Annotated in this window: 9 protein-coding genes; 3 read left to right on the top strand and 6 right to left on the bottom strand. The window is 53.4% G+C overall.

All coding sequences use genetic code 11. The features are described from left to right. Nucleotides 1-26: 26 nt before the first annotated feature. Nucleotides 27-3,911: an inverse autotransporter beta domain-containing protein gene (locus FDX01_RS15130; protein WP_137400060.1), complete on the bottom strand. Its 3,885-nt coding sequence runs from the start codon at nucleotides 3,909-3,911 to the stop codon at nucleotides 27-29. Nucleotides 3,912-4,456: 545 nt separating this feature from the next. Here FDX01_RS15130 and FDX01_RS15125 point away from each other — a divergent pair. Beyond that, nucleotides 4,457-5,101 (top strand): LysR family transcriptional regulator, encoded by a 645-nt coding sequence (locus FDX01_RS15125; protein WP_170974780.1) that lies wholly within the window; start codon nucleotides 4,457-4,459, stop codon nucleotides 5,099-5,101. A 389-nt stretch (nucleotides 5,102-5,490) separates the two neighbouring features. After that, on the top strand, nucleotides 5,491-6,216 hold the full coding sequence (locus FDX01_RS15115; RefSeq protein ID WP_137400057.1) for a substrate-binding domain-containing protein: 726 nt from the start codon (nucleotides 5,491-5,493) through the stop codon (nucleotides 6,214-6,216). Here the strand turns inward: FDX01_RS15115 and FDX01_RS15110 are convergent. From FDX01_RS15110 to puuE, 4 genes are all read right to left on the bottom strand, one after another. Next, complete coding sequence (locus FDX01_RS15110; RefSeq protein WP_115258596.1) at nucleotides 6,200-6,952, bottom strand: ABC transporter ATP-binding protein; 753 nt, start codon at nucleotides 6,950-6,952, stop codon at nucleotides 6,200-6,202. The two genes, FDX01_RS15115 and FDX01_RS15110, sit on opposite strands and share 17 nt — an antisense overlap. Continuing rightward, nucleotides 6,949-7,953, bottom strand: a complete 1,005-nt coding sequence (locus FDX01_RS15105) for an iron ABC transporter permease (protein ID WP_137400056.1) — start codon at nucleotides 7,951-7,953, stop codon at nucleotides 6,949-6,951. Before FDX01_RS15105 ends, FDX01_RS15110 begins: the two co-directional genes overlap by 4 nt. After that, nucleotides 7,940-8,995 (bottom strand): ABC transporter substrate-binding protein, encoded by a 1,056-nt coding sequence (locus tag FDX01_RS15100; protein WP_137400055.1) that lies wholly within the window; start codon nucleotides 8,993-8,995, stop codon nucleotides 7,940-7,942. The genes FDX01_RS15105 and FDX01_RS15100 overlap by 14 nt, the downstream gene beginning before the upstream one ends. A 186-nt stretch (nucleotides 8,996-9,181) precedes the next feature. Beyond that, nucleotides 9,182-10,447 (bottom strand): 4-aminobutyrate transaminase, encoded by a 1,266-nt coding sequence (puuE, locus tag FDX01_RS15095; RefSeq protein WP_115258599.1) that lies wholly within the window; start codon nucleotides 10,445-10,447, stop codon nucleotides 9,182-9,184. Between the two features lie 107 nt (nucleotides 10,448-10,554). Here puuE and FDX01_RS15090 point away from each other — a divergent pair, with 107 nt between their 5' ends. After that, complete coding sequence (locus tag FDX01_RS15090; RefSeq protein ID WP_137400054.1) at nucleotides 10,555-12,030, top strand: PLP-dependent aminotransferase family protein; 1,476 nt, start codon at nucleotides 10,555-10,557, stop codon at nucleotides 12,028-12,030. 91 nt (nucleotides 12,031-12,121) lie between these two features. Here the strand turns inward: FDX01_RS15090 and FDX01_RS23885 are convergent. Beyond that, nucleotides 12,122-12,753 (bottom strand): c-type cytochrome (locus tag FDX01_RS23885; protein ID WP_249360994.1); only part of this gene is annotated, 632 nt, incomplete at its 5' end.

The raw sequence follows: 12,753 nt of genomic DNA, 5'->3' as shown, positions 1-12,753 counted from the left end.
AGGCGTCAGCCGGGAAATTACGGGTTTCAGGGTGATTCTTGTGTTTCCACGCGCAAAGCACGTTTTTGCCATTCGCCAGACACAACATAGATACGGCCCGTCGCCTGTGGAATCGCGGTGAATTGGTTACTGCCTGCAGCGGTTTCCCCCTGCCACTGAAAATGTTCTGGCTGCTCTTCGCAGACAATTTCACCGCACATGACGACAGCGGATAAACGGTCGCCCACCTGCGGATGGGTGGTCAGCGCTTGCCCATTGCGTAGCACTTTCACCGATGATGCAAAGGGGGCAAAATTAACCGACACGTGCTCGCCGCGACGATTAATTAGCGCCACAACCTCGCTGCGTCCCGCAGCAGTGCTCGTCAGGGTCGCTGTTATCACGCCGTTCGCATCGGTCACACCCTGTGCAGAAGCACGTACGCCGTGGCTGGCCTTAAATTTCACCTGCTGCCCCGCCACAGGATTACCAAACGCATCCCTGACGGTCGCGCTGACTTTATTTTCAGCAGTGCCGTTAGCTAATGCGTTGTCCGCTATGATGCGCAGGTCGCCAGGGAAAATGGTGGCGCTGCCTTCATCAGACAGAAAGGTGAGTTCAACCTGCTGGACATGTCCGTTTAACATCACCGACACCACGGATTTTCCGGCGATGCGGTTGGTCACCATGGCCATTGCTTCGCCTTCGCTATTAGTCATCACCGAGGTGGGTACTGCCGCCCCGTTAGTCGCCACGAATCGCACCGCCTGCGCGCTGGCCGGACGCCCATCCGCATGGTGTATGGTGACCTTCACCTGATTCGCCGATCTGCCATTGGCCGGCGCATTGTCTGCCACCACCTGCGTGACGCCCTGCCCGGCCTCACCCACTTTTGGCGTGAGCGTAACGCTCACTGGAGTAACCGCAAAGTGATGGTCATTCACGTTGACAGAAATCTCGGCCACGCCCGCTGTTACGCCAGATAACGACGCTTTATACAGGCCGTTATGGTTATCCTTAGCCTGACTGATAGTCGTGCCCTCCAGAGGACTGGTGAAGGTCACTTTTTGCCCGGTAACCGGGTTGCCCTGCTGATCCCTTAATAAAAAGTGAATAAATGATTCAGCATTGCCATTCGCTTCAATACGTTCAGGGACGACATTCAGTTGAGATTTCGCTGGATCCAGGCTGTCATCATCAACGGCAAAACTCGTTTCAACTTCCTCTGTGCTGCCGTTAAGTTCAACAATCACCGTGACCTCACCCGCGACCCGACTGGTCAACGACACCGAGACCTCACCGTTAGCATCGGTGGTGGCTGCAGGGGGAATATCCGCATGATTGTTCGCGTACAGTCGTACGGTTTCACCCGCAGCAGGCGTCCCATCCGCGTTAAAGGTGGTGACTTTGATGACATTCTCATCTACACCATCCGCCAGCGCATGATCGTCAAGCACCACCACAGCCTCAAGACTGACCGAATTGTCATCACGTACCAGCTTGACCACCGTCGGCGCGATAGTGGTCAGAAACCCGTTAACATGCGTCCTTATTTTTGCGTTTCCGGTTGCGGTACCCGTCAATGTGGCGGTATACGTACCATCCTCCCGGTTAGTGACGTTGCCGATCGTCGTTCCGGCGAGGCTACTGGTAAATCGGACGTTTTTTTCTTTCAGTGGGTTCCCGCTGCTGTCGGTTAACTGCAGAACCAGAGTCGATTCCGCGTTACCATTGGCGGATATTCTTCCCGGCGTCGCATTTAAAGAAGATTGCTGCGGGTCGACAGGGTTACCGGTGGAGATGAGGGTAACCGGACGGCGCAAGGTCTTCGCCACGACATTTCCCTGCATAACCTGCACCACGCCTTTCCCGGCATGAATACCGCTCAACTTTGCACGATAGATACCCGGCGCGACTTCACGCACTACTGTGGAGGTGGTATTGGGCACACCGGACACCTGAAACGACACGTTCTCGAGGCCCGTTACCGGCTCGCCCTCGCTGTTATTGGCTTTGTAGGTCATTTCAGCAACATCTTCGCCATCGGCCCGAATCACCGCCGGGTTCACCAGCAACGCCGAGTACATTTCATCGACACCCGAATTCGCCTGGCTATACAATACTTTCGCGCTCTGGCTCAGTTCATGCACCCTGGCCGTCGCCGTTGCCTGACCCGCAACGTGAGAGACCACGCTGTACATCGCCCGCCCTGCCGCATCGCTCATCACATCCTCAGCGGTGATACTGCCGTCGGCGAATGTCATTCCCATGGTGATATTTTTTCCGCTAACCGGTTTGCCGTCATCATCGACCAGGGTTGCGGTCACAGTAACCGGCGTTTTACCATCAGCGGGCGCACCGTTACCGGTGACCTGTAACGCATCGCCAAACGCCAGATTTACGGGTAGAACCTCAATCAGCAAGGTCTGGGCATTACTGGTATTCCCTTCGGTATCCTCTGCCATCGCAACGACGCGATACTGGTTTGCCGTCCCGTCTGAGGATGGCGAGCGTTGGTAAGGAGGCAATGTCAGTGAAAACATATTCACGCTCAGCTCGCGAAACTCTCCACCAGCCGCCAGAAACGCCGCGTTATCCCAGGTGACCTGCGCCAGCGGGTATTCACTCGTGACATCGGTCGAAATCGTATGCACTGTATATTCAGCGTCCTGAATCGCCTCTTCAGAAAGCGTCAACTGCACAAGATCCTGTGCCTGATATTCCAGAGTGATGACATTATTACGATCAACCAGGCTGTAGCGGCTACCTTCCAGCTCGCGCAGAGAGGCCACTTCATCAGGCGAAAGTTGAGACTCCAGGGTTTCACCCGGTCGCCACGCCAGCTCCATTTGCACGCTGGTGTCTCGCTCATCACCCTTTTCCATACTCTGCTCAATACCCAGCGTCATCAGTGGGAACGGCGTCCAGGTGATACCGGTCGTGAAGGCCCAGGCATTTTTCTCCCGTTCGTCTTCGCCAGACAGCCCGACCTCATCGCCAAAATACTGCTCATAGATAAACTTGCCGCCAAGGTGCGGATAGTCAGGCAACCAACCTTGCACTCTGACATCAAAACCGTTCGCCGGGCGTTCGTCATAATTTTCCACGTCTTTCGAGGCCTTCCAGTCAGACAGTCTGAAATACCCGTTGGTAGCAAGTTGAAAATAGTCGCGCCACAGTTCAGCCCCAACGCCAAGGCGACGATGATCGCCACTCAAATCGGCGTCATAAAAGGTATTAAATCCCAGCATCCAGTCATGGCTGAAATGACGTACGCCCACGCCAACGTTCAGCGTATTACGGTCGTCCTGATTCTGATAACCCAGTTGGGTGAATAAGACATTCGTCTGTGTTTCATATACCGGCACCAGCCAATCTACGCTGCTATCATCAAGGGAAAACTGTTCGCCGACATTCAACTGCGCCCGTACCGTGCCAAACTGCCCTAACCAGCCAGTGACTGTTTCATTCGCTTTACTGTTAATTTCCGAACGGACCAGACCGCTGGCCGCTTGTGCCGCATCGCCGTTTTCCAGAATATTCGCTAGGCCCGAAGCACCGCTGGCAAGGCGTTTAACCCCGGTGTCGTTTTCCTGTTCCTGGTGTAGCTTGTCACTCGCGCCTGCCGCCTTATTCCCACCGGAGGCTGGGGCCGGAATATCAAGCTCATCACCCTGACCTAATTGTTCAAACGGTTTGTTAAATGTTCTGAATTGGTTGAAATAGCGCAGTTGGATGGTCGTCAGACCTAAGCGTTCGGCAACGGAATCCGTTGTTTCTTCGGCCTGAAGCACATATACGACAGAAGGTCGTGCAAGTAATTCGCTTTGCCATTGCGACGATTGAGGTTCGCTTGTTATTGTTGCCAGTACCGGCGTCGTAATGATCGACAGGTGTACAATCAGGCAAAGCCATGCAGTTCTTTCGATCATAATAAGTGTGCGACTTTTACAGAGGGCTCAGGGTTTAATTTGTAATAAAAGTGAATAAAACGTTATTCATTCGGTAAAATTTGCTTAAGTATTAACTCGTTATCCCTGAATCCAGCCTGTGACCATAAATTTGCGCGGTATTCTAGTCAGATTCACCTCATGCGTCTCGCAAACAATGTGCATAACATTATGCGTAATAGATATAATGCGTTACCTACACTCCTGCAGTAACCTTAAAATGGGTAGAAACAGGCTTTATCTACCGCCCACCCATTATCAAAATAGTCATGAACCCCGTAACAACACGTTTATTCATTGTAATTTTCGCATTTTGCTTTTTTGTTTTCTTACACAAACCATGCTATCTTTTAATGGATAAGAATTGGTTGAAATATTATTGTGCAACCGTTTAAAAGGTATGTTCACGTAACATGCCTGCGCTATTTTTGTTGGCTGGACTGTATACATTCAATTTCAAAAGACACTGGCCGAAGCCGTGCGGGAATGTATACAGATAATATTCACAAGGCATATCTGAGGTCTCAGTGGTCCAGAAAATCAGCTTTAACGATAACGAACTCCGTATCCTTTATGAACTTTCGTGTACCCGTAGTTTGAGTCTGGCTGCGGAAACGCTAAAAATTGCGCAACCCAATATCAGTAGAACCTTACAACAACTGGAGGACCGTTTTGGATTCTCCGTGTTCGATCGCTCTTGTCGGCCGATAAAATTGACCCGTTTCGGTGAAGAGCTTCTCCCCTACGTCAAAAAACACATGAAGTCATGTGAAGATATCCAGAAGTTTACAATGGCCTATAAGCTGGCGTCTGATGGGTTTGTCAGGATCCATGCCCCTACCGGTCAGCTGTTATTTATCTCCAAGTACGTCATTCCTGGGTTGAAAGCGCAGCATCCGGAAATTAAATTAATGCTGACAACCAGTAACCTCAGCAACGCTGAATTTACCCTTGGCGTCCCTTTTAGTGATGACTGCGACATCTTGTTTACGCATTCATTGCCCGACAATGACGAACTTATTGCGCGAAATATCGCATCGATTCCGGCCAATATATATGGCACCCGCGACATGATTGCGAGATATCCGATCCACTCCATTGAAGATTATGGACACAGTCCCTGTATACTTTTTTCTCACATATGGAAGACAATCATAACATCTGGTATATAAATGACGACTCACATAAAGAAATAAGAAAGATAATCATTAGCGGTGATTTTGCCTGCGATAACTCGTATGCCGCAATCGAACTCGCCAAAGCGGGTCTTGGTTATTTATTTATGCCCGAGTTGATCATTAAAGAAACAGATATCGACGGTCTGGTCCCTACACTTCCTGATAACTTCTCCACCCATCTGGATCTGTTTGTGATTTACAGTAAAAAGACCCAGCAGCCTTTCCGGGTACAGCTAATCATTAATTCAATTGTTAATATCTTAAAAAAATTATTACCCAGATAATTATTGCCATTTGCATCGAATAGTTGGTCATATACAATATGATGACGTTTAAGATGTCTGTCATTCATTTCGGACCTCGAATTCAGGACTCACTACATTATGTCATGCCCCATCACGCTCTTCGCTGCTGGCAGTTTACGGCTGGCCTTTACCCCGCTGATAAACCAGTTCACGTCTCTAAGCGGAATTGACGTTTGTGTGGAATACGGCCCGGCCGGATTATTACGCGAACGTATAGAAGCCGGTGAACCTTGTGCCTTATTTGCCTCGGCCAATCGTGCACATCCGCAGCAGTTGCTGGCCAGCGGTAGGGCACTGTCCGTGCATACCTTTTGCTGGAACCAACTGAGCCTCACCACCCGCAAAACCGGCGAATGGCTGGAGTTACTGCGAGATCCAACCCTGCGTATTGGCACCTCAACCCCCGGCTGTGACCCTTCCGGGGATTATACCTGGGCATTATTCGACAGCCTCGATGTGCTCGAACCCGGCCTTGGACAGCGCCTGCGCGAACGCGCTATTCCCCTTGTCGGTGGCCGTGACACGGTTAAGGTGCCAAATGGCGAACTGGCCAGCGCGTGGATTATTCGCCAGGGCCTGGCGGATTTGTTTATTGGCTACGCGCACTATGCAACAGCACTTGCCGGGCAGCCCGATATTCGCTGCGTAACGATCCCCACGGACCATAACATTCGCTGTGAATACCAGCTGGCGGTGCTCGAGGCGTCTAAAAACGTCAAAGCGCTGGTTGATTTTATCCTCGCGCGCGACGGACAAACATGTTTGGCCAGCGCCGGTTTTAAAACACTTAACGATGAATGGTAAACAGCGGCGCGATAAACGGCGTCGGATGCGGGTCCACGCTAAATTTTCGCAGCGGTAAACCGTACGCCTGGAACAAATTATCTTCCGTCACAATCTCCTGCGTTGGCCCCGCCAGCCATCTCCCCTGCGGCAACAACAGCAGCGTATGACTGGCTATCTGTAGTGCATGCTGCGGATCGTGCGTTGTAAAGAGTATGCTGCAGCCCTGGCGATACGCCAGATCGCTGATAAGCTGCAGCACCACCTGCTGATTGGCTAAATCCAGCGCGGAACAGGGTTCATCAAGCAACAGCGTTTGACAATCCGTGACCAACGCCCGGGCGATCATTACCAACTGTTGCTGCCCGCCGGAAAGTGAACAAAAGGTACAGGACGCAAGATGCGCAATATTGAGCTGCTCCAGCGCCTGCATCGCCCGCTTTTTATCCTGCTGGCCCGGTTGAGCAAATAACTTTACATGCTGCGCGCGGCCCATCAGCACGACATCGCTAACGGTGTAGGGAAACGGTAAGCGCGTATGCTGCGCCACAATACCCATTCCCCCCTCACTTTGTATGTTTCCACCCAACAACGGCAGCGTACCGGTCAGCGTATCCAGCAACGTGCTCTTCCCCAAACCGTTACGCCCGAGCACGGCCCAGATATTGCCTTTCTCACAGCGGAACGTGAGCGGCGCAAACAACGGCATCCGGTAGCCATACTCCAACTGATCGACGTTAAGTGCGGCAGATATCATCGTATCCCCCGTCGGCTGGACTGAATCAGCAAAAAGGCAAACAGCGGCGCACCGAGCAAGGCGGTGATGATCCCCAGAGGAATTTCCGTAGGTAGCAGCGTGCGGGCAATATCATCCACCACAATCATAAAACCGCCGCCCAGCCAGAAAGCACAGGGGAGTAACCGACGGTGATCAACGCCTACCAGCAGGCGGGCCAGATGCGGGATCACCAGACCCACCCAGGCAATACTGCCGCTGACGGAGACCTGCGCCGCAACCAGCAATGCGCAGCACAGCAACACGCTGCGCCGCAGCGGAACCACCGCCACCCCGAGCGCTGTGGCGTCTTTATCGTTGAGTGATAACAGGTTGATTTGCCAGCGCAACTGGTACAACAGCATGGCCGCAATGCCGACCGGCACCGTCAGCAGCCACACTTTATGCCAGTTGGCGGTCGCAAAACTGCCCAACAGCCAGAATACAATGCTGGGTAACGTCTCTTCGGTATCGGCCTGGTATTGAATCAGGCTCACCAGCGCGGCAAAAAAACCACTCAAAATAATGCCCGAGAGGATCAGCACCAGCGTGTTTTCCAGCCCCTGTAGCGCGGCAATGGCATATACCAGAATCAACGCCGCCAGACCAAAGAAGAACGTCGACCCCATCATCAGGAACGGATCAAGCCCAAACAAAATCGCTAGCGTGCCGCCAAATGCTGAGCCAGAGGTCACCCCAATAATATGCGGGTCCACCAGCGGATTATGAAACACGCCTTGCAGCGTAGCCCCACATAACCCCAGCGCGCCGCCCGCCAGCAGTGCCATCAAAATACGCGGGAGTCTGACGGTCCAGACGACCTGGTGCGCCATACCCTGCGAGTCTGCGTAATGGCTCAACAATGAGAACACATCGCGCAGCGACAGCGGATATTGCCCCACACACAGTGAACCAACACCCAGCAGTAGCACCACGGTAATCAGTATCGGTTGCAGGGGGAAAGCGCGATTACTTAGCAGCATCGGACTGCCAGTTCACGCGGTAAAAACGGTGGTAGTAATCCTGTGCCTGCGCATCAACATCGATGTTTTTATAGGCATTCGGATAGAGTTTTTTTGCCATCCACAATTCACCCAGCGCCAGCGCTTCCGGCATCGGATATCCCCAGGCTTTGGCGTATTCCGGCATCAGCCAGACGCGATGATTTTTTACCGCATCGATGTTCTGCCAGTTGGGATCGTTTAGGATCTCCGTCACCACCTGCGGGTAGCGGTCCTGGACAAAAATCACCTGCGGGTTCCACGCTAACACCTGCTCCAGCGAAACCTGCCGCGCGCCTTTAACGCTCGCCGCAGCCACGTTTAGCCCTCCGGCATGCTGCATCATCAGGCCCGTGTACTTTCCGGCACCGTAAGTCATGAGATCGGGGTTGGCCATATAGATACGGACTTTTTGCGCCTGTGCAATCGCCGCCACCGGCGCATTGAATTTAGCCCTGGCCGAAAAAACGTAGTCGATCAGCGTTTCAGCCTGCGGTTTACGTCCCACCACGTCGGCAATCAGGCGAATCCCCTGCTTTAAGCCTTCGTTGTAGACCTGCTCTTCGTCAGCCATAGTCGGGTTCATTTTGTTCTGCTGGCCAGCAGCATCCTGACGTAATGAGATAGCCACCACCGGAATCCCGGCATTCTGAATCTGCTGAATCATCTCGGCAGGTGCATAGTTGGCAACAAACACCACTTGCGGGTGGGTAGCCAGCAGGCTTTCAATATTCACGCTGGTGAGATCGCCCGGCGTCGGCAGGGTCGTAATCGTCGGCATAAAGCGGGCGAACGCCGGTCCAAGCTGTTTTTTCCAGCTCGACATCACGCCGACAATGTCCTGCGTGGCATCCAGTTGAACCAGAATATTCAGCGTCTGGTGTTGTAACACCACCACCTTATTGACGCTATCGGGGATCGTGACCTGGCGGCCAAGCTGATCGGTTATCGTGCGGTCTGCCTGCGCCGAAAACGCAAACAACATGCTGGCGCATACCAGCAAAAATGAACGAAGAGTTAACATAGATACCATCTGGACAGGAGAAAAATCGATATATATTAAATTATATAACGAGGTATCTGGCAACGCATTTCCAATAAATCAGGTAACTCTACCGATGAAGATCAATTGACGTTGAGAAACCGACAGGAACAAAAAAGCCGACGATGTGTACCACCGTCGGCCAGGGTTGACGCTATACGCGCACTATCACGATTTAGTGACGGATTTAATAATTTCCAGCGCTTTTACGAACTGATCCTGCGGAATGGTCAGCGGGTAAAGGAAACGGATCACGTTGCCGTACTGGCCGCAGGTAAGCAGCAGCAGTCCCTGCTCAAGGGCTTTCTTCTGTACGCGTTGCGCCGTGGCCGCAGAAGGCTCTCCGGTGCTGGCATCACAAAACTCAGCGGCAATCATCGATCCTAACCCACGCACTTCGGCAAGTTCCGGACACCACGCACGGGCATCGGTCAGCGTAGCACGCAGTTGTTCACCCAGCGCTGCTGCTCGCTGGCACAGTTGCTCATCATGAATGATATCAAGCACCGCGTGAGCGGCCGCCACGGCGAGCGGGTTACCGGCATAGGTACCGCCCAGACCACCCGGTGCAGGGGCATCCATAATTTCGGCTTTGCCGACCACGCCGGACAGCGGCATACCGCCCGCCAGGCTTTTCGCCATGGTCATCAGATCGGCTTTGTGGGCGTAATGGTCCATGGCAAAAAGCTCGCCGGTGCGGGCAAAACCACTCTGGACTTCATCGGCAATCATCACAATACCGTGCTCATCGCAGATGCGGCGAATAGCGGCAACGAATTCAGGTGGGGCCACCACAAAGCCCCCTTCACCCTGGACGGGTTCGAAGATAATCGCTGCGACCTGGCTGGCGTCGATATCAGCTTTAAACAGACGCTCGATGGCTTTTATCGAATCGGCGGTGGTGATGCCCTGCAACTCAGAAGGATACGGTGCGTGGTAAACCGACCCCGGGAACGGCCCGAAGCCTTTTTTATACGGTGCGACCTTGCCAGTCAGCGCCATCGTCATATAGGTACGGCCATGAAATCCCCCGCCAAACGCGATCACACCTGGACGGCCGGTGTGCGCGCGGGCAATTTTAACCGCGTTTTCGACAGCTTCTGCGCCGGTGGTAAAGAACGTGGTTTTACGCAAACCGTCAATCGGCGCGGCCGCATTGATTTTCTCCGCCAGCGAGACGTAGCTTTCGTACGGGACAATCTGATAGGCCGTGTGGGTAAAGGCTTGAAGTTGCGCTTCAACCGCCTGCACCATACGAGGATGACGGTGTCCGGTATTCAGGACGGCAATCCCGGCAGCAAAATCAATATATTGATTGCCTTCGATATCGGTAATGGTGCTGTTTTCTGCCGACTGGGCGAAAAAGTCACACATTACGCCCACGCCACGCGGGGTTGCATCCAGACGACGTTGTTGCAGGTTTTTATTGTTCATTCTCTACACCTTGTCCATAAACACATTCAGGGTTGAATTACCCTTTAAATCTAGACGCCATCTGGTACTTTAATCGAGAGCCAAATCGTTTTATTTTAAGGATCCAAATGCGTTCACTTGCCGGAGATGTGATCAAGCATGCATTTAGCCAGCAAACCGACGAGAAACTGCACCGGCGTTTGTATGCCGCCATCTGCAGCTGCATTCTTGAAGGCAGCTTGAAACCCGCCACCCGTATGCCACCTTCGCGCGATCTGGCGGGCGAACTGGCGTTATCGCGCAATACCGTCCTGCGAGTGTATGAGCAACTGCAGGCCGAAGGGTATATTTCTGCACGCACCAGCAGCGGCACATTTGTCACCGATAGCGTGCTGGACAACCTCGCGCAACGGCCCGATAAAAAAAACGCGCCCCCCGCACAGGAAGACCGCGCCAGCCTGTCCACCCGCTGCCTGGAGCTGCTCGGTAATGCCAGCGCCAGCCCGCGCCAGTGGGGGGCGTTTATTCCTGGCGTTCCGGATGTGCAACATTTCCCCCACCGCACGCTTAAAAAAATTCAGGACAGGCTGGCAAGACGCCTGCGCCCGGAGTTTCTCACCTATGATGCGGCGGGTGGCGACGGTGAACTAAAAGAAGCGCTGGCGGACTATTTGCGTACCGCGCGCGGCGTCAGGTGTGCTCCTGAACAGATACTGATCACCGAAGGCATTCACCAGGCGTTGGATCTGGTGACCCGCACACTGTGTAACCCTGGCGATAACGCCTGGATTGAAGAGCCAGGCTATTGGGGAATCAAAAATATTCTGCGCATCAACGCGGTTAACTTCTCGGCGATGGCCGTTGATGAACAGGGCATGGTACCACCAGTGTCGTCAGCGATGGCCCCGAAGTTAATTTTTGTGACACCGTCACATCAATATCCGCTGGGGTCGGTGATGAGCCTGAGCCGGCGACGGCAGTTACTGTTTCGCGCACGTGAAACACGCAGTTGGATCGTGGAAGATGACTACGACAGCGAGTTTCGCTTTTCGGGGCAGCCTATTCCTTCACTGCAAGGACTGGAGGAAGAAAGTCCAGTTATCTACATCGGCACATTCAGCAAAACGCTCTATCCTGCCCTCCGACTCGGGTATGTTGTGCTGCCCAAACCGCTCGCTGCACCGCTGAAGAAAGTGCATAACGACCTCTATCGCGGCGGACACCTTTTGATCCAGGCCGCGCTGGCAGAGTTTATCCGCGAAGGCTACTACGCCGCGCATATCCGTAAAATGCGCCAACTGTACAGCCGCCGTCGTCAGACGCTGGTGGACCTGATCGCCACGCAACTCGGAGAGGATTATCTGGGACCGTTCAACAGTAACGCCGGGCTGCATCTGATATTACAATTGCCAGCCCATGCCGACGACAGCATGATTGCACAGCTGGCGAATACGCAGGGGTTATTGGTACGACCGCTGTCACGTTACTACGTCAACGAAGAGAAACGCAGCGGTCTGTTGCTGGGTTTTGCCAGTATTGAAGAACATGAGATGGCCGCGGCATTTTCCCGGTTGGCGGGCATTATCAAGGCAAACGTAGGATAAACGTTGCCGGATGGCGTCACTAACGCGTCTTATCCGACCTACAATACGGTTTTTATAGGTCGGATAAGCGCAGCGCCATCAGGCATAACGCTTAGTGTGTAGCTGGTTTAAGTCCGGCAAGCTCCTCCTGACTGACCTCGCCATTGCCTTCACCCCAACTTTTTCGTACATAGTTGATCACATCGCGCATCTCAACTTCGGTCAGCAATCCGTTATACGCTGGCATCTTAAACGACACGTTGCCCCGCGTGGTCGGCGTTTCCGCGCCCTGCGAAATCACCCTGAACAGCGGGGTCGGATCGTCAACCATCACCAGCGGATTGTGGATCAGTGACGGCGCGTTGTTATCCGTGCCCTTGCCTTCCAGACCGTGACAGGTCGAGCAATAACGGTTGTAGACCACTTTTCCCGCCTGCGGTGAATTCGACCAGGACGCCGTGGTGGTGCCCGCTCGTGTCGTCTCCGGTTTGGCGTTTTTCAGGCTCCGCAGATACTGTGCAATCGCTGCAGCATCTTCATCCGTCAGGTATTGCGTACTCTCACTGACGACTTCAGCCATTGAACCCGAAACCGCAGCATGCTTGCTTTTACCGGTCAGTAACAGCGACGTTAACTCCTGCTCAGACATCCCGGTGCCCCGAAGGGACGGCGCATACCAGCCGTCAATCATCGCCCCGCTCAGGTACTGTGCATCAGCATGAGTATAGGCTTTCTCATTCATCG

Origin of the sequence: Citrobacter sp. wls613, assembly GCF_005281195.1 — a bacterium.
Lineage (GTDB): Bacteria > Pseudomonadota > Gammaproteobacteria > Enterobacterales > Enterobacteriaceae > Citrobacter > Citrobacter gillenii.
The sequence above is the reverse complement of the archived record's forward strand: the minus strand, read 5'-3'. Positions and strand labels throughout refer to the sequence as shown.

Bases quoted from the DNA above. Each gene is read 5' to 3' on its own strand.
- FDX01_RS15130 (WP_137400060.1), bottom strand. From the start codon at position 3,911: ATGATCGAAAGAACTGCATGGCTTTGCCTGATTGTACACCTGTCGATC.
- FDX01_RS15115 (WP_137400057.1), top strand. From the start codon at position 5,491: ATGTCATGCCCCATCACGCTCTTCGCTGCTGGCAGTTTACGGCTGGCC.
- FDX01_RS15110 (WP_115258596.1), bottom strand. From the start codon at position 6,952: ATGATATCTGCCGCACTTAACGTCGATCAGTTGGAGTATGGCTACCGG.
- FDX01_RS15105 (WP_137400056.1), bottom strand. From the start codon at position 7,953: ATGCTGCTAAGTAATCGCGCTTTCCCCCTGCAACCGATACTGATTACC.
- FDX01_RS15100 (WP_137400055.1), bottom strand. From the start codon at position 8,995: ATGTTAACTCTTCGTTCATTTTTGCTGGTATGCGCCAGCATGTTGTTT.
- puuE (WP_115258599.1), bottom strand. From the start codon at position 10,447: ATGAACAATAAAAACCTGCAACAACGTCGTCTGGATGCAACCCCGCGT.
- FDX01_RS15090 (WP_137400054.1), top strand. From the start codon at position 10,555: ATGCGTTCACTTGCCGGAGATGTGATCAAGCATGCATTTAGCCAGCAA.